Below are 18,410 nucleotides of genomic sequence, written 5' to 3'. Positions count from 1 at the left end.
CTTTATTGGCGTCGCCCAAGCCGTTTTGGCATCGGGGTACGGCTGGGTTACGTAAGTTGGGGCGGCGCGGCCTTCTGAAACGCCTGCTGCGCTAAGCTCCTTCCCCCGATTTTTCAGCTCTCCTTCTCTCATGGCCAAAAAACCCGCCTCCAAAGGCCGCCCCCAAACAAACAGCACCCGCCACCCCGGCGCCGTAGACAGCGTTAAAGGTCGGGCCGGGCGCATCCTGAACCGCGCTGCCCGTAACGGCGCCTACGATACCGCCGCCGAGCAGGAAACCGCCGTGCTGGTGGCCGTGCCCGACAAACGCCAGGACGATGCCCTCACCACCGAGTACCTCGATGAGCTGGCGTTTCTGACCGAAACCGCCGGCACTGTGCCCGTGAAGCGCTTTATTCAAAAGCTCGAAAAGCCGGACCTGCGCACCTACGTGGGCTCGGGCAAGCTGGAGGAAATCCGAGCTTGGGTAGAGCACAACGACGCCAGCACGGTTATTTTCGACGACGACCTCTCGCCTTCGCAGCTGCGCAACCTGGAAAAGGAGCTGAAGGTGAAAATCCTCGACCGCACGCTGCTCATCCTCGATATTTTTGCCTTGCGCGCCAAGTCGGCTACGGCCCGTACGCAGGTGGAACTGGCCCAGTATCAATACCTGCTGCCCCGCCTCACCGGCCTCTGGACTCACTTAGACAAGCAGCGCGGCGGCGTGGGGATGCGCGGCCCGGGTGAACGGGAAATTGAAACTGACCGCCGCGTGGTACGCGACCGAATTTCGCTGCTCAAGGAACAACTCAAGGACTTCGACAAGCAAAGCGCCACCCAGCGCAAGTCGCGTACCGGCCTAATTCGGGTGGCACTGGTAGGTTACACCAACGTGGGCAAAAGCACGCTCATGAACTTGCTAAGCCGCGCCGACGTGTTTGCCGAAAACAAGCTTTTCGCCACCGTAGACTCCACGGTGCGCAAGGTGGTGCTGGAAACCATGCCCTTCCTGCTTTCCGATACCGTAGGGTTTATCCGTAAGCTGCCCACTCGTCTGATTGAAAGCTTCAAGTCCACGCTCGATGAAATTCGAGAGGCCGATCTGCTGCTGCACGTCGTAGACATTTCGCACCCCTCGTTCGAGGACCAGATTCAGGTGGTGAACGACACGCTAAAGGATATTGGCGCGGCGGAAAAGCCGGTTATTCTGGTCTTCAACAAAATCGATCAGTACCAGACTGACGTGGACCCGGCCTCCCATTTGCACAACGTAGAGCCCGACCGCGACGAAGACCTGATTCACGACGACGAAGTATTGATCCGGCCCACGCTTGAGCAGCTGGAAGCCAGCTACATGGCCCGCCTCCACGACCCGGTCATTTTCATTTCGGCGCAGGAACGCCTGAATATCGACGAGCTGCGCGCCATGCTCACCCGCCACGTGCGCAACCTATACGCCAAACAGTACCCCGGTCAAGCCGGCTTTGGCGACCCTAATGACTACGCCACAAACGGCGAGCCAACTGAATTATAGCAACATAGCGCTATTTGGCGTACCCCCGGCCTAATTGATTCGCTTTCAATTAGGTCGGGGGCTTTTTGTTTTTCCCATTTCAGAAATAAAAAAAATATCTGCTCTAGGGGCCAACTTTTTTACAACTACTGCACGTAACAGCCGAAAACGTTGCAAAACCCGCAAGGAAAACGCGGGATAATGCCGCAAAATCAGTATCTTACCAAACCAACCTCGTTCCCCTCACTCTCTTTTCCACCACCAAACCTTTCTCACACTGTATGAAGCAACATTTTTACGCTCTTGCACTCGGTCTTTTGACCGTTGCGCTACCTGCCGCCGCTCAGAACAACGCCAGCTTCCTGGAAAAAGAAGCGGCCGCCAAGCGCCAGTGTGCCGCCATGGACGTGTTGGAAGCTCAGATAGCCGCCGACCCTTCCCGGGCCAAGCGCATGGCCGACATTGAGGCCCATACTCGTGCTTTTGAATCCACGCCGGTAGCCCAGCGTGGCACAGGGGTAACCATTACCATTCCGGTGGTGGTGCACGTGGTGTACAACACCGCCGCTCAAAATGTGTCGCAGGCTCAAATTGATGCCCAGATTCGGGTGTTGAACGAGGACTTCGCCAAAACCAACGCCGACATCAGCAACCTGCCAGCGGGCTTCCTCGACGAGGCCGGCTCTACCAACGTGCAGTTTGTACTGGCTAAGCGCAGCCCCACGGGTGCCGCTACTACCGGTGTAATCCGCCGTCAAACCAAAACCCGCTCGTTCAGCAGCAACGATTTTGTGAAGTACACGAGCCGCGGCGGCAGCGACGCCTGGCCCGCCGATAAGTACCTGAACCTATGGCTCTGCAACCTGGGCAACGGCCTGCTGGGCTACGCGCAGTTTCCCGGTGGCCCCGCCGCTACCGACGGCGTTGTTTGCTTGTACTCCTCGGTACCCGGTGGTACGGCCAGCAACTACAACAAAGGCCGTACAGCCACGCACGAAGTGGGCCACTGGCTGAACCTGCGCCACATTTGGGGCGATGCTACCTGCGGCAACGACTTCGTAGCCGACACCCCCACTCAGCAAACCTCTAACGGCGGCTGCCCCAGCTACCCGAAAGTGACCTGCTCGAACGGCCCCGACGGCGACATGTTCATGAACTACATGGACTACACCTACGACGCCTGCATGTACATGTTCACCAACGGTCAGTCGGCCCGCATGGATGCGCTGTTCACTACCGGCGGCGCCCGCGCCTCCCTCATCACCTCGAACGGTGGCATTGCGCCCCGCACGGCCATGGCTGCTGCCCCGGCTTACTCGCTGTACCCGAACCCCGCTACCGACGTGCTGAACCTGCGCAACGGTGCAGCTACGCCAGCTGAATTGAGCGTGACTGTGTACGACATTCACGGCCTGCAGCTCAAAGGAGCTCGTTACGACGCCGCCACCGGCCAGCTCGACGTACGCAACCTGCCCAAGGGCATGTACCGCCTCACCATCAAAAACGGTGACCAGGTAACCCAGCAGAGCTTCATCAAGGAGTAACTCTTGCGGCATCAGAAAAAGCCCGGCCGATGCGGCCGGGCTTTTTTACTGTGGTTTTCATGCCGTTTTGCCGCTTTACAAAAACGAAGTTCGGGCGCATTTCAGGCCGGTTTTTTTGATAAGTTTTCAATAAAAATTGGTTTTGATAAATGGATTTTTAAAATTGTCCGCCTCAATCCCCTTTTCCACCACCACAACACCGTCCCTTTTCATGAAAAAAACGCTTTACGCCATTGCCCTGATGGGCTTGAGCATGCTGGTTTCGCCGACCCAGGCGCAGGAATTGCTCCAGCGTGGCCGTCAGTGCTCCACCATGGACAACCTGGCCGCCCAACTGGCTGCCGACCCTGCCATGGCCCAGCGCATGGCCGGCATCGAAGCCCAGACCCGGACCTTCGAAACCAACCCCGATCAGCAGCGCACCGGCGCCGTGATTACCATTCCGGTAGTGGTGCACGTGATTTATAATACGGCGGCCCAAAACGTCTCCGACGCCCAAATCAATTCGCAGATTGCCGTTCTCAACGAGGACTTCCGCAACCTGAATGCCGACGGCGCCAATGTTCCTTCGGCTTTCCAGGGCTTGCGCGCCGATGTGAACGTGCAGTTTGTGCTGGCCAAGCGCAGCCCCACGGGCACGGCTACCACCGGCATTACGCGTAAGAGCACCACCCGCACCTCCTGGGGCACCGACGATGCCATGAAGCGCGCCTCTACCGGTGGCACCGATGCGTGGCCAACCAACCAGTACCTTAACATTTGGGTGTGCAACCTGTCGGGCGGTGTGCTCGGCTACGCTCAGTTCCCCGGCGGCGCTGCCGCTACCGACGGTGTAGTTATCCTGACCACGGGCTTCGGCAAAGGCGGCTCGGCCGTGGCGCCCTTCAACCTGGGCCGCACGGCCACGCACGAGGTGGGCCACTGGCTGAACCTGCGCCACATTTGGGGCGACGCCTCCTGCGGCAACGACTTCGTAGCTGATACCCCCACCCAGCAAACCTCCAACACCGGCTGCCCCAGCTTCCCCAAGCGCACCTGCGGCAACACCAGCAGCGGCGACATGTTCATGAACTACATGGACTACACCGATGACCGTTGCATGTACATGTTCTCGACCGGCCAAAGCAGCCGCATGAACGCGCTGTTCGCTGCAGGCGGTGCTCGCGCTTCGTTGGTTACCTCTACCGGTGGCACGGCTCCCGGCGGCACCACGCCCACCACGCCTACCTACTGCGCCAGCAAAGGCACGAACGTAACCTACGAGTGGATTGACCTCGTTCAGCTGGGTTCGATTAACCGCGCCTCGGGCAAAGATGCCGGCTACTTCAACGGCACGGCCCTGAGCACCACGCTGCCTGCCGGCTCCTCGCAGACCATCTTCTACTCGGCGGCTTTCGCCAGCACGGCTTACACCGAGTACTTCAAGATCTACATCGACTACAACCAGGACGGCGACTTCATCGACGCCGGTGAGCTGGTAGCCAGCCGCGCAGGCTCTACTGCCGCCACCCAAAGCAGCGTGTTTACGGTGCCGGCCACGGCCAAGAGCGGTGCCACCCGCCTGCGCGTGGTGATGAGCGACAACTCGGCCACCACCAGCTGCAACAGCTACACCTACGGCGAAACCGAGGACTACACCGTCAACATTACCGGCGGCCTGCGTACCTCCGCTTCCGAGAAAGCAGCCCTGGCTGAATACAAGCTGTTCCCGAACCCCACGTCGGACGTGCTGAACCTGGTACTGCCCGCCGACCGCGACCAAAGCGCCGTACAGGTGCAGGTGTTTGACGCCCGCGGCGCCGAACTCAAGCAAGTGCGTTACGACGGCAGCGGCATGCTGAACGTGTCCACGCTGGCTCCCGGTCTGTACACCCTGCGTGTTACCGACGGTGGCGAAGTGGTGCACCAGCGTTTCGTGAAAAACTAACCACAACCCAGCACCGGCGGGCCCGCCCCGCCGGCGTACCACCGTTCACCATTACTCCAAGGGCCGAAGCCCGTTCCGCCAGCGGCGGGGCGGGCTTCTGGTTTAGTAACCCAGCCGATAACTATTTTCGGTGGGCAGAGTAAAGAAGTGCGCCCTCTTCACCATTTGTCCGTTGCCGATGAAAACCTTGTATTTAATGCGCCACGCGAAATCAAGCTGGAGCTTCGATGACTTGTCAGACAAAGAGCGGCCGCTTAACGACCGGGGCCGCACCGACGCGCCCCGCATGGGCCAGGCCCTGGCCCAGCGCGGCATTTGTCCCGATTTGCTGGTGAGCAGCTCGGCCGTGCGGGCCCTGAGCACGGCGGCCCTAGTAGCCCACGAAGTAAACTACCCGGCCGACCGCGTCCACGTTATCGATGCCATTTACGGTGCCGATGTAAACCAGCTGGTGCAAATCATCCGGGACCTGCCCGACTCTACCCAGTCGGTGCTGCTGGTGGGCCACAACCCCACCATTACCGACGCCGTGAATGTTCTCTCGCCTTCCTCGGTAAACGATATGCCCACGGCAGCGGTGGTATGCCTGCACTTTCAGGCTGCTAGTTGGGCCGTGGTTCAGCGCGAAAACGCCGAGCTCTACTTTTTTGATGGCCCCAAAAACCACGACTAGTGAAAGGCTGAGTACCTGGGGTGGTCCCGGCCGCCCCGTTTTTTCGCCGCCTTCCCTTCCTCCTTCCTTGCCGTATGCCGCACACCTCCATTACTGCCCCCGCCTCCTCGCCCCTGTTGCAGAACCGCGAGCTAAGCTGGCTGGCGTTTAACGCCCGCGTGTTGCAGGAGGCGCAAACGCCCACCGTACCGCTGCTGGAACGGCTGAAGTTCCTGGCTATTTTCTCCTCGAACCTCGACGAGTATTTTAAAGTGCGCGTGGCCACGCTGCGGCGCCTGCGCAACCTCAAAAAGAAAACCCGCGCCAAGCTGGGCGGCGACGACCCCGGCGTGCAGCTGGAGCAAATTCTGGCCGAGGTCAAACGGCAGCAGGAAGCCTTCGGCGAAACCTTTCGGGAGCAGCTATTACCCGAGTTGCAGCAGCGCGGCATTCACCTGCTGGCCGACCGCGACCTAAGCAACGCGCAACGCGAGTGGGTGCAGCAGTATTTCCGCGAACGGGTGCAGGACCACCTCTCGCCCATGGTGCTCGACGATAACCTGCACCACCTGTTTCTGAAAGACCAAACGGTGTACCTAACGGTACTGCTAACCGACCCGGTGAAGGGCAAAAAGGCCACCGACGAGGAACGCGTGCTGGTGCTGGAACTGCCCACCAAGCGCCACGGTGGTCGGTTTGTGGAGCTACCCTCCCAAGGCGACCAGCACTACGTGATGTTCCTCGACGACGTAATCCGGTGCTGCGCAGCCGAGCTGTTTCCCAAGTACCAAAGCGTGCAGGTGAACAGCATCAAAATGTCGCGCGATGCGGAGCTGGATATTCAGGAGGAGGTATCGGGCAACCTGCTGGCCAAAATCAAGAGCAGCCTGCAGAAACGCGAAACCGGCTACCCTGCCCGCCTTCTCTACGACCCCACCATGCCCAAGGCCGTGCTGCGGGCCGTAATGCAGAAAACCGGCATCGGGCAGGAAGAATTGGTGGAGGGCAGCCGCTACCACAACTTCCGCGACTTTTTTGGGTTCCCGGGCTTTGGCCTGAAAGAGCTGGAATACGAGCCGCAGCCAGCCCTGCCCCACCCCACGCTGCCCCGCACCAAAACCGAAAGCCTGCTGGACGCCATTGGGCAGCACGACCACCTGGTGCACTTCCCCTATCAGTCGTTCGAGTACGTGACGCGCCTGATTAAGGAAGCCGGCAAAGACCCCAAGGTGACGGATATTCACATTACGCTGTACCGGGTGGGCTCTAAAAGCGAAGTGGCCAAAGCCCTGCTGAAAGCCGTGAAGAACAGCAAGCACGTAACGGTGGTGGTGGAGCTGAAAGCCCGCTTCGACGAAGAATCCAACATTCAGTGGGCCGAGAAACTGGAGCAGGCCGGTGCCACCGTTATTTATGGCGTACCCGAGCTGAAAGTACACGCCAAGCTGCTGCTCGTTACCCGGCGCGAAGGCCTGGAGGAGCAGCCCCAGCGCTACGCCTACCTGAGCACCGGCAACTTCAACGAATCGACCTCGGCCGTATACGCCGACCACGGCTTGTTTACGGCCGACGAGCGGTTGACCCGCGAAGTAGCCCGCATCTTCGAGTTCTTCCTGACGCGCAAACCGCCCAAGCCCTTCGAGCACCTGATGGTAGCGCCGTTTGAGCTGCGCCAGCGCCTGAACGCGCTCATCGATTCGGAAATCGACAACGCCATTAACGGCCGTGAGGCGTACATCATTCTTAAGCTGAACGCGCTCCAGGACGACGGCATGATTCACAAGCTCTACGAAGCCAGCCGGGCCGGCGTGCGCGTAGAGCTGCTTATTCGCGGCATTTCCTGCCTGGTGCCGGGCCAGAAAGGCCAAAGCGAAACCATTACCCAGCGCGGCATTGTGGACCGCTACCTGGAGCACGCCCGGGTATACGTTTTTGCAAACGGCGGCCAGGAGAAAGTATACATCGCGTCGTCGGACTGGATGGCCCGCAACCTCGACCGCCGCGTGGAAGTGGCCTTTCCGCTTTACGACGAAGCCGTGCGGGCCGAAGTACGTCACCTGCTGGATTTGCAGCGCGAGGACAACACCAAGTCGCGCGACTGGCAAAACCAATTCCTGCGCGAAGGCGCCGAGCAAAAGCCCGTGCACGCTCAAAAAGCCACGTACGAGTACTTGCGCAAGAAAAAGCGCAGCCAGCACTAGCCCGGCCACAACCCCACGCCGTAACGGTCCGCGCCGTGCCCCCAATGTCGCCTGGCGCTTATCGGCCGGGGCAGTGTTGGGGCACGGCGCGGACTGTTTAGCGCTTAAAGGCCTTCACAATGGCTGGGGTGATGAACAGCTCTAGGCTGGCATAGGGCGCGCCGGCAAACTTGGAATCGATGATTTTCTCGCGGTCGGCGTTGGTGCGGTCGAATGCATCGAAGGCGTAATTATAGCGGTAGCCAACTTCGGCGCCCAGCCACAGGAAATCGAGCAGGTCACGCTCCCAGCGGCCCCGAAACTTCACTTCGGTTTCGCGTAGCTCCAGGGTGCGCAGGGCCACGGTACCCGGCTCGGGCTGGCCGTTTTGCCCCACCCGCATCAGTTCCCGGCGCAGCTTGATGATGTAGTTAAAGCCGTCGACGGAGTAGCCGACGTAAAACAACGACTTGGGCGAGGCATTGTAGCGCATGGTTACGCGCGCCGGAAACAAGGCCTCCACGCCCCAGCGCGAGTTAAAGGTGCGGTTGTAGAGCAAAGCCGGGTATATGCTTTGCCGCCCGAAGGTGTAGCCCAGCTGCAAACCCAAGCCCCAGGAAAACTGCGGGCTGCGCTTCCAGCCGTACAAAAACTCCGACGATACGCGCACATAGTCGCGCAGGCCGAGGGCCGAGGAGGTGTAGTCGCCGCTTAGCTCGCCCTTCACCCGGAAGATGTACCAGTTCACTTCGTTAACGGGCCGGATAACGGCCAGCTGTGCGCCCAGGGTTTTCAGGCCCTTGTCTTCGATGTTTTCGTAGAGTTCGTAATCGATGGGCCGCGTCCGGAATTGAAATTCTTCCCGCTCGTAGTTGATGCCCATCACCAGTTTCAGGTGGGGGTTATTGAGCAGCGGCACGTAGCCCTTGATGATGAGGCGGGCATTCTTGTCGGCGTCGGAGGCGTAGTTGCGCACTCCTGAAACCTGCGCTTCTGATGTTACCCGGAAGCGCGGCATCCGTTCGTAGTGCAACACCAAGCCTTTACTAGGGCCCATGCCTATCACCGACGGAGTGGCAAATTCCTGCTCGTCGGCCGAGGCAGCGGTAGTATCGGTGGGGGTAGCGGCGGGCGCTGGAAACACCTGGCCGGGTGGCGTAACCTGGGCGTGCGCCAGCAGGGTTGGCCAAGCCAGCAGGTTTACCAGCGCAAAGCGCCGCAACGGGGTGAAGAACGTAGCAAATAAAGCAGTCATGCAGCCTGCGGCGTAAACACGTGAGAAAAGCTGCCAGCACGCGGCCGGCTTGCCTGTAACGTTCCCCGCTGAAAAAAGGGTAGGCTGCCCGGCCCAATTTCGCGGGCTCCGGCTGCTCACCTAACCCGCGAACAGCATAAAATAGGCCCATTGTTTATGTGCCGCGGCGCTACGGCTGGTTATTGGTTGCGGCTATCTCCGGCCTGTTTTCGGTACAGCACTAGTAAAGCCACAACCACAACGGGGCCGGCAAGCAACTGCTTACCGGCCCCGTTGTGGTTGTGGCTCGTCGGCCTGCTCAAGCCCTACCTGTTAGAACAAAAAGTCGAACCCGACATTCACTAGGTTTTCTTCGCCCACCGAGTACGTGGCGTTGATAACGGCCTGCTTGAGAATGTCAACCCAAACACCGCCGCCTACGCCCGTGTGGAAGGCTTTGAGGCCCGTGCGCACATCCTGCGAGCTGTACACACGCGCCGCGTCGGCTAGGCCCAGAATACCGAATTTGCCCGGCACGATGTAGGCATTAAACGTGAACAGCTGCAGGCGGGCTTCGGCGTTAGCGTACACCATGCTGCGGCCCGAGTAACGCGTGCGGCGGTAACCGCGCAGGTTAGAGGTGCCGCCCAGGGTGTTGGCTTGGTAGAAGCGGTAGTCGCCAATGTTACGGGCACCGCCGATGCGGCCGGCCCAGGTGAGCTGGAAGGGGAAGTTGGGCGAGAGGTAGAAACGCACTTCCGAGGCCAGGCGGGTGAAGTTCAGGGCTTCGCCGTTGATCTGGCGGTTGTGCTCGATGGAGTTGGCCCAGCGCAGGCCAATGCGCGGGTTAATGGGCGACGAGCTGGCGTCGAGGTTCAGGTAGGCGCGGCCACCAATGTAGCGGTTCACGCCAAAATCGGAAGCCCGAATGCCGGTGGCGGCCCCGCTTACGCCGTTGCCGCTGGCATCAAGACCGGCGAGGATTTCGCTGCCCAGGTCTTCGCGGCTAATGCGCCATTGGTCGTATTGCGGGCCGAAACCGAATTTCAGGAAGCTGAAGATGTTCGTTTCCAGTGCCGGCGCAAAGGAGAAGCGCGAGAAGCGGATGCGGTACGTGTCGGTAATGTCGCGGTTGGTGGGGCGGTCTTCCCGGTCGAGCAGCACGTTGCGCGTGTCGTTGCCGTTGCCGAAATAGTTGTAGAGCAGCTGCGGGCCGTAGAGCTGGGAGGTGATGTTCAGGTCGTACTTACCCAGCACGTCGGTAAAGGTGCCGCGGTAGCGCACGTTATAAGCCGAGCGGCCGGGGGCGTAATTGGCCACCAGGTTTTGCTCGGTAGCAAACGGCTCGCGCCGGAACCCGAAGGTGCGCAGCGTGGCGCCGCCGCCCACAAAAATGCCGTCGTCGATGTTGTAGCCGAAGTACACAGCCGGGCCGAAGTAGGGCAGCTTGTAATCGAGCTTGTTGGTACGGGTAGGGTAATCGTAGCGGCTTACCTCGGCGCCGGGCTGCAGCCGCAGGCGGGTTTCGTCGCCGGGCGTAATCACGTTGCCCGAATCGGCGTCGTACACCTGGGTGTAGTGGCGGAACAAACTGCCGCGTACCCGCGACAAATCGGTAATGGAGTCGCGGTTAATGCCGCCGATGATGCGCACAATAGTACCCTTGCTCACGTCGCCGGTTATGCGGTAGCTGTCGTTGCCGGCAAAGCCGTAGAGGCGAATTTCCTTGGTTACGTTGCCGTCGTAGGTTTGCTCCCAGAGGGTTTTGGTAGTTTGGCCCTCCTTGTTCACCTTTTTCACCGTCACGCGGGTTTTGTCGTCGGGCAGGCGCTCCACAAAGAAGCGTTCCTGCTTGGTGCTGCCTTTCACCTCCACTTTGTGGTTTACCACTTCGTAGTAGTCGGCGGCTAGCTGCGGCAGCAGGTCGCGGCGGCTTTTGAGCTTGGCGGCTATTTCGGGGCCGCTGAGCTTGTAGATGTTCTCGGGCCACGTACGCAGGGCGCGGTCAATTACCTCGTCGGTGAGGGAAGCTTTCAGGTCTTCGGCGTGCTTCACCCAATCGGCTTTCGATACTTCCCCCAGGAACACGCGGTCGTTCGACAGCGCGGTTAGGTTCAGGCCCTTCCAGTCGGCGTAGTCGTAGCCGAAGTTCTGGAAGTTGCGGATGGCCCACTTGCGGCTGGCAATCCAGGGGAAGAACCCGTCGCCTTTGAAGAAGGCAATGTCGCGGTCTTCGGGCACGGCCTCAAACGTCCGGTCGCCGTCTTCGTCCTTGAACTCGGCCCAGCGCCACTGGTCCTCGTGCCGGTCCCAGTCGCCAATCCACATATCGAACAAGCGCGAGCGGGCAAAGGCCTTGGCCTTGATCTTGTTGTCGTTGTCGTCGCGCAGGCGCTCCAGCACCTTCTCGGTGCCCACCAGGTTTTTGGCATTGCCGAGCGAGGCTACGTTGCTTTGGTCGTCTTTGGCATCTTCCTCCAAAAACACCGGCTTATCGGCAAAGGTAGACAGGTACTGGCCCAGCAATGGGTCGCGCGGAATAAAGCGGGTTACGGGGTTGGTGTGCAGGATTTTGGCGGCATCGGCCAGCGGGGCCACGGCTATGGCACTATAGGGGTGCTGGGCCGAAATCTGGTCCTGCAGGATGTCTTTCGCCGCGGTTTGCTGCAAGGCTTCGGGCAGCACGGCCGAGGGGTCTTTGTTGATGCCGCGCAGGGTAAAGTTCTGGCCGGCCTCGTTGCGCACTTTCAGCGAAGCCGTTTGCTTGCCGCCACCAATTTTGTACGGCTCCAGCCCGCCTTTTTCGGTGGCCATGTCCAGCACCTGAAACTTCACGGGTGCGGCCCACTCGGCGCGGTAATGGTCGCCGAACAAAGCGCGGTGGAAGCCACCGCGCTCGGCGTAACGCGGATTTACGGCCAGCGTAACGGTGCTGTCTTTGAAATTTGGCCGGCCGGGAATTTCCCGGCCCAGTGCCGGGGCCGCGGGGGCGTCGCCGGCGGTGGCCACCTTGGCGTACATCGGCTGGCGGAACACCAGGCGGCCGGTGTCGCCTTTGTCGTTCGGCACCCAGTACTCTACCCAGGTTTCGCCGTTGCGGTAGTAGTTCACGCGGGCCCAGCCTTTCTCTTTATCCGAGAACATGGCGGCCCCGCCCGAGCCCGTTTTCACGTGCTGGGTTTTGCAGCCCGAGCCGCTCACGATGTGGTGCAGGTCGCCAATTTTCTGGTACTGCAGGTTATGCTCGTGGCCGGCGGCGTAAATCGTGTTCGGGTACTTGGCAAAAATCTCCATCAGCCCCTTTTTGTACTGCTGGTACAAGGGGTGCGGAATATCCTGGGAGATGCCGCCGTACTTGCGCGCAAACGGGTAAATAGAGCCGATGATGGGCAGCGGAATAAACGCGTACTTATACACGATGCTGACCGGAAAGAGGTGGTCGGCGAGGGTGAAGTAACCGCCGTGCACGCCGTCGGAAAACAAGGGGTGGTGGCCAATGACCACCACGTTCTTGTTGCGGTGCTTGGCCATCAGGTCTTCGAGCTGCGCGAAGAAATCGGCTTCGTTGCCCACGCCGCAGCCGCCCACGGCGCCGTAGGGCCGCTCCGAGGTTTGCAGGAACCACTGCGAGTTGATGGCAATGATGGCCAGGTTGTCCTGCACCAGAATTTCGTAGGGTCCGGGGCAGCCGTTGGCCGGCACGTAAAACGCGCCGGTGCGGTTAAAGCTGGCCGAGTCGCGGGCCATGTAGTCTTCAATGAAGTTCTGCGCCCGCACTACCTGCTCCAGGGAGCCGGGCAGGCCCTGCTTCCAGTCGTGGTTACCGGGCACCATGTACTTCTCGCCTTTGTAGCCGCGCAGCACTTCAATCTGGTCGATGAGGCGCTGCTCCGATACTTTGCGGTCGTACGCGCCCTCGGGCGGCAGACCGTACTCGTAAATGTTGTCGCCGAGGTAAATGGTGCTGCTGCGGTCCTGCATGCGCAGAATTTCGCGGCGCAAGAAATTCAGCGACGGTTCGCCGCCCTGGTCGGCGGGCGCGGGCTTGCCCACGTCGCCAATCAGAAACACCGAATAATTGAGCTGAGACGAATCGGGCGGTGTGTTTTTCTCCCAGTTTTCCCCTCCGCCTCGGTAATTAGGACGCTCTAGGTGGGCAGTTTGCGACTTTTCACCTTGCGCGGCGGCGGGCCCGTGCAAAGCTAGACTACCCGTTAGCACCAGAAGCCAACGGGTCAGAATACGAATGTTCATACGAAAATTGGTGCGGAAAGCGTGCGCCATGAAAACGGCCAGCCAGGAGCGGAGTTAGGAAAAGTATCTTCGATTACTACCCAATACGCGCCCGACGGGCTTGGCGTTGGCTGCGTTGCCTACGCAATGCGCCACAAGGTGGTTAACTTCCCGATAACCCCGCGGCTGAACTTGCGTTGTTAAGCCGATTGGGGCAGGTGTTTTCGCACCTCTCTCCGCCGCATCCTTCTCTCAATGGAACCGACTACCACCCTCATCAAGCCCGCCAAGTCTGAACTCGTTAAGCAGGCGAAAGCGCACATTGAACAGCTTTTCGATCAGCAGTTGCCCAAGCAGCTGGTTTACCACAGCTACAAACACACGAACGGCGTAGCCAAAGAAGCCGCTGCCCTGGCCGAAGCCTCCGGCCTGACCCCCGCCGACCAGGAGGTGCTGCTGCTGGCCGCGTGGTTTCACGACGCGGGCTTTATCGAACGCACCGAAGGCCACGAGTTCCGGTCGGCGGAGCTGGCCGAGCAATGGCTGCTGGAACGCAACTACCCTCCCGAGCGCATTGCGCTGGTGAAGCAACTCATCGAAGCCACCCACCGCGACGGCAAGCGCGACACGCCCTTGGCCGAACTCCTGGTGGATGCCGACATGAGCAACCTGGGCAAGGAAGAGTTCATGGCCAACGCCGAGCTGCTGCGCGCCGAGTGGGAGGCTACCGGCGGCCGGGTGTTTTCGAACGTCGACTGGGCCGAGTACCAACTCGATTTCCTGCTCACGCACAAGTTTCGCTCCGATGCCGCCAAAGAGCGGTACAAGGATCAGCTGAAGGAAAACATCAAGGACCAGCGCAAGCAGCTCAAAAAGCTGGAGAAAAAGCAGAAGGAGCGCGAAAACGCCAAAGACGAAACCTTCGCCGAGGGCAAGCGCGGCGTGGAAACCATGTTTCGGGCCACTTACAGCCAGCACATTCAGCTCTCGGGCATGGCCGACCAAAAGGCCAACATGATGATCAGCCTGAACGCGGTATTGCTCTCTATTATCATCACGTATTTAGGCGCTAAAACCTCCACGCTGGGGCCTGCCTTCACCAAAAACCCCGTTCTGGCCATTCCCATGGGCTTGTTGGTGGCCACGTCGCTGGGGTCGGTGGTTACGGCCATCCTCTCGGCCCAGCCCGATGTTACCAGCTTTAAATGGCTGCGCCGCTCGCCCCAAATTGCCACCAACCGCCGCGTGAACCTGCTGTTCTTTGGCAACTTCACCAAGCTTAGCCTCGACCACTTTCAGGACGGCATGACGGAGCTTATGCGCAACAAAGACCTGCTGTACACCAACATGGTCACCGACATTTACTACCTGGGCGAAGTACTCTCGCGCAAGTACCGGCTGCTGCGCATCAGCTACACCATTTTCATGGTGGGCCTGATTCTAACAGCCATTTCCTTTGCCATTGTGCTGCTCTACAAAGCCTAGTGCCTACGGCTGGCCGAAACCCGAAGCGGGCCTGTTCTTCTGGTTAGAACAGGCCCGCTTCGGGTTTCGGCCAACTAAACTTCCGGCACCGGCGCCCCCAGCTGCGAGAGGTTCCGCAACGAGTGGCCCAGCCAGCGACGTACGCGGCGCAGCTGCCCCCGCCTAATCAGGCGGGTAGGACTGGCAATGTGTCCGTAGCGAAACTCTACCGTTATCAGGCAGTTTTGTGTGTCCACGGCTTCCAGGTAGTAAAAAAGCAGGGCGTTCGGGAACAGGCGAAAGTGCGAGACTTTCTCCACGTGCTCGATGTGGTCTTGGGCCACAATGCTTTGCACGGCCTGCAAATCAATCTGCCCGTTGTAGAGGTCCAGCTTGTAGCTGGTGCCGGGCCGGGCGGCCTTGGTTACGTCGTAATACGCGGCCGTTACGCCCTGCATCCAGCGGGGCCGCAACCGAAAATTGCTGATGAGGCGCAAGGCAGCGGCAGCCGATACCGGCAGCATCCGCCGCACCTTTACGGCGCAACGCCGAGCCAGGCCGTTCTGGTCGGCGGCGGCCGAGGTTTCGTCGAGCAGCAGGCGCAGGGGCGTGAGGTAGGCGTACCGGTAGCGCACTTCGCCGATGTATTCGTAGGTGGCGACGCTGTCTTGCAGGCGCGTCCAGGAGAAGCAGCTGGTTACTTCGGCGGGGTCCTGGGTACGCAGGTACCCCTCGGTCATGAGCACGTACTCCGAGCCGCTAATGGTGTTTTTGAGCAGCCGGTGCACCACAATCACGTCGTGGCCCAGCAGGCGGGTGAACTGCCGAATCTGGGCCACGCTTACCCGGCCGTAATGGGTTACAATCTTGAGTGTCATGCCCGAGTCGAGCAGCGCCGCGCTCAGCTCCGAGTCGCTGTCGCGCGCTACCAGGCGCAGGTAGTTCTGAAAATCGAGAAAGATGCGGCGGCATTGCTCCACCAGCTCCTTCACCGACGGCGGCTCGCCCAAGCGGTAAAACAGCACGGCGTCGCCCTGAATTTCGGCTACCTCCAGGTCCATGATGTTAGCCTCCACCAGAATTTCCAACAAATCGGCCACCAAATGCGGGGCCTGCGGGTGCTCGGCTTCTTCAATGAAGCGCGTAAAGCCGCTGATATCGGGAATAAAGAGCAGCGCGGGCTGAGTGTCGTCGGTAGCCGCCGAAGTATCGGGCGAAACCTGCCCGGCCACCCGGTAGCCGGTGCGGCGGCGCGAGGTGCGTAAGTCGTCGAGCAGGCCCATGCGGGAAGGAAAGGAGGAGAATGGCTGTTGGCTAGCCTGTCGCCTATACGCGTTTGACGCCGCGGCGGGTTTGGGGCCGGTCCAGGTTTCGCCTTACCTTTGGGTTACGTTTACTGGCTGCGTAGTTCAACGGATAGAATAGGCGTTTCCTAAACGCTTGATATGGGTTCGATTCCCGTCGCGGCTACTAAAAGCCCCTTTTACATGCGGTAAAAGGGGTTCTTTATTTTAACTGTTACGCGCAGGGGCACACGGCCATACTTGGTCGCACCGTTGCTGGCACCTTCCTGACGGGTTATTTATCTATTGTCGTAGCCCACAGGCTGTAGTTGCCAGCTCTACCAAAGGGCAAAAGCCCTGCCTTCCTCAATCGGGAGCGTGGGGCTTTTTCATAGGTTGACGACTTGTCGAGGACGCTGACAGTTTAAGCCACTGTGTGGGTGAACGAAATACCTGGCTCTATCCACTTGGTAACTCTGACTCACTATCGTATGCTATGTCTAGTTGGTTTGGGGAGTGCGCCCTCAGTAGGTAATGAAGTAAGTGCGCGTAGTGCCAGCCGGCACGAAGAGCGAATCCAGTTGCCGTACCCCCGCGCTGTTGCCGTGAATGAACGGCTCGAGCATCATGGGCTGGTCGCCCGGCAGCGGCAGCGTGGTTTCGGCGGCTGAGCGGTTCCAGCCCACGCAAGCCCCGCCGCCCAGGATCGTGCGGCTGAATACTAGGTTGGTGCCGTAACAGGAATAGAAGCACGTCATCAGGTAGCTCGGCCCGGCCGGCAGCTGGTCCGGGTTGGTGAGCACCAGGCGCACGAATGCCTTGCGCGGGATGAGGTAGTCCGGCACCTGCACCGTCGTGTCGCGGCCCAGGTCGTGGAACCCGAAGCCCGGCTCGCCGATGGAATAGTACGTGGCGGGGTCTGCGGCGAAGTTCAGTTGGCAAAACCCGTCGGCCAGTTCCGCGTCACTGATGGCAAAGGACAGCGAGTAGAACCCGTTGGCGTCGGTTTCGGTGCGGGCCTTGCGCGTGGCACTGCCTCGCAAGCCGCGGACCGTGCGCCACGAGGCCGTCACCTCGGCCCTCGGGAGCGGGCGCTGCCCCCCGGCCGTGAGCAGGCGGCCTGTCAGCGTGGTGCACGCCCGGGTGCAGACCGGCAGCGCGTCCTCTTTCTGACACGCGCCGCCCCACAACAAGCAGGCGAAGGCGAAAGCAATTCGGTGGTTCATCAAGGGGAGAGGTATAGAAACGGAAAAAGGGGCACGGGGCGGGCCGACAAGTGTTGCAGGTTGGTGCGACGGGTCGAATGGGCCGGGGCGCAGGCTTGCGACTCGCCTACCCTGGGCAAAATTGGTCGTCACCAGGGACCCTAGTTGCGATGATACGGCGTCCGCGCGACACGCCCCAACCGGTTTGCGCGGGCTTCTGACTTTTGGGGGGACGCAGAAACCGCGAGGGCGTGTGCCTAGGCCTGAAAACGCCACCGATGGGAGGATTTTACACCGGGCCATTGTCGGCCGCTTCAGTCCGTGGAAGCCCGCTTTGCCGCCCTCGCCGGGCTGCTGGCTCGTTCGCAAATATGCTCCTCACTTTGAACAGAGTGCCTTTACGGCACGACCATTTCAATGAACGCGTCTATCTTGTTGACCTATGCTCAAGCCAACGATTGGTAACGTGGCCCTGTCCTTCTTGGTGAAGTACCCGCTCTTCTACGCCGGCAACATCGTGTACCAAAGCAGTTACCAGTGGTTGGGTCTTTCCGCCCTGAAATCGGGGCAAGATGTGTTGTACTGGTTGTGGATGTTCGGCTTCCTGCCAGTGGTGAGTATTCTCCTGTTTGCCGTGCCGCTTTCGCTCATCTTACGCTTGTCGCGGCCCGTTACATTCAGTTGTGCCTTGGCGGGGTTTGTCGTGGTGGATTATGCTTTTTACGTCTTTTTCACTTCGCAAAAGCTCATTGACTCCCATGGTTTCTACCACGAAACCGTAGGCTTGTCGGTGCTTGCCTTCCTATTTCACAGACGTATTCGCGCGATTTTTACGAGCGTAGCCTAAACCTCTCCTGGCCAATAGAATACCCTCCTCTTGCCAAACTACTAGCAGCGGCCTGAAACCACGTGCCGGCAGGCTACTGCAGTATCTGGTGAGTTTACGAAACCTGTCTGCGAATCAAAGCTTACGAAATGCTTCAAGTATAAGAATTTCGCAAACCTCATTAAGCGGGGTTTTAGTCGTTCAGCATCCACTTTTCATCCTTCGCGCCTAGCTGAAAGCATACGGTCTAATAACGTCAGCCGGACGTCGCATAGATTCATCGGCACCTGAATCCCAACCGCACAGCGCACCGTGCGCTTGGAGGTGGCCGGCTCGATGTATTCGTCATCAATGCTCTGGGTACATC

11 protein-coding genes and 1 tRNA gene are annotated in these 18,410 nt (G+C 59.9%); 8 read left to right on the top strand and 4 right to left on the bottom strand.

What is annotated here, in order from left to right:
• The first annotated feature begins 130 nt into the window (after positions 1-130).
• The 5 genes from hflX (at position 131) to ppk1 (ending at position 7,819) form a co-directional block, all read left to right on the top strand.
• A complete protein-coding gene (gene hflX, locus ABD903_RS22255) occupies positions 131-1,516 on the top strand; it encodes a GTPase HflX (RefSeq protein WP_345227909.1) in 1,386 nt (461 codons plus the stop codon).
• A gap of 260 nt (positions 1,517-1,776) precedes the next feature.
• A complete protein-coding gene (locus tag ABD903_RS22250; RefSeq protein ID WP_345227908.1) occupies positions 1,777-3,039 on the top strand; it encodes a M43 family zinc metalloprotease in 1,263 nt (420 codons plus the stop codon).
• Between the two features lie 211 nt (positions 3,040-3,250).
• The gene (locus ABD903_RS22245) at positions 3,251-4,966 is read left to right on the top strand and encodes a GEVED domain-containing protein (protein ID WP_345227906.1); all 1,716 of its coding nucleotides are present in this window, start codon (positions 3,251-3,253) and stop codon (positions 4,964-4,966) included.
• Between the two features lie 178 nt (positions 4,967-5,144).
• Complete coding sequence (locus ABD903_RS22240) at positions 5,145-5,639, top strand: SixA phosphatase family protein (protein WP_345227904.1); 495 nt, start codon at positions 5,145-5,147, stop codon at positions 5,637-5,639.
• A gap of 74 nt (positions 5,640-5,713) precedes the next feature.
• Positions 5,714-7,819, top strand: coding sequence for a polyphosphate kinase 1 (ppk1, locus tag ABD903_RS22235; protein ID WP_345227902.1), 2,106 nt, complete (start codon positions 5,714-5,716; stop codon positions 7,817-7,819).
• Positions 7,820-7,916: 97 nt separating this feature from the next.
• Here the strand turns inward: ppk1 and ABD903_RS22230 are convergent, their stop codons facing one another.
• Together ABD903_RS22230 and ABD903_RS22225 are read right to left on the bottom strand one after the other, a co-directional pair.
• A complete protein-coding gene (locus ABD903_RS22230) occupies positions 7,917-9,053 on the bottom strand; it encodes a DUF6268 family outer membrane beta-barrel protein (RefSeq protein ID WP_345227900.1) in 1,137 nt (378 codons plus the stop codon).
• Between the two features lie 312 nt (positions 9,054-9,365).
• Positions 9,366-13,286, bottom strand: a complete 3,921-nt coding sequence (locus tag ABD903_RS22225; protein WP_345227898.1) for a metallophosphoesterase — start codon at positions 13,284-13,286, stop codon at positions 9,366-9,368.
• Between the two features lie 234 nt (positions 13,287-13,520).
• Here ABD903_RS22225 and ABD903_RS22220 point away from each other — a divergent pair, with 234 nt between their 5' ends.
• A complete protein-coding gene (locus ABD903_RS22220) occupies positions 13,521-14,750 on the top strand; it encodes a Pycsar system effector family protein (protein ID WP_345227896.1) in 1,230 nt (409 codons plus the stop codon).
• 74 nt (positions 14,751-14,824) lie between these two features.
• Here the strand turns inward: ABD903_RS22220 and ABD903_RS22215 are convergent, their stop codons facing one another.
• Entirely contained in the window at positions 14,825-16,012 is a 1,188-nt protein-coding gene (locus tag ABD903_RS22215; RefSeq protein WP_345227894.1) for a DUF2652 domain-containing protein, read from the bottom strand.
• A 115-nt stretch (positions 16,013-16,127) separates the two neighbouring features.
• Here ABD903_RS22215 and ABD903_RS22210 point away from each other — a divergent pair.
• Positions 16,128-16,199, top strand: a tRNA-Arg gene (locus ABD903_RS22210).
• Between the two features lie 337 nt (positions 16,200-16,536).
• On the opposite strand, the gene ABD903_RS22205 is transcribed toward ABD903_RS22210, so the two are convergent.
• Positions 16,537-17,238 carry a hypothetical protein gene (locus tag ABD903_RS22205; RefSeq protein ID WP_345227892.1) on the bottom strand — a complete coding sequence of 234 codons (702 nt, stop codon included), beginning with the start codon at positions 17,236-17,238 and terminating at the stop codon, positions 16,537-16,539.
• Positions 17,239-17,659: 421 nt separating this feature from the next.
• Between ABD903_RS22205 and ABD903_RS22200 the strand changes: the two genes are divergently transcribed.
• Complete coding sequence (locus tag ABD903_RS22200; protein ID WP_345227890.1) at positions 17,660-18,064, top strand: hypothetical protein; 405 nt, start codon at positions 17,660-17,662, stop codon at positions 18,062-18,064.
• Positions 18,065-18,410: the final 346 nt, after the last annotated feature.

Origin of the sequence: Hymenobacter koreensis (assembly GCF_039541855.1) — a bacterium.
Classification (GTDB): domain Bacteria; phylum Bacteroidota; class Bacteroidia; order Cytophagales; family Hymenobacteraceae; genus Solirubrum; species Solirubrum koreensis.
This window is presented reverse-complemented; position numbering and strand designations above follow the sequence as displayed.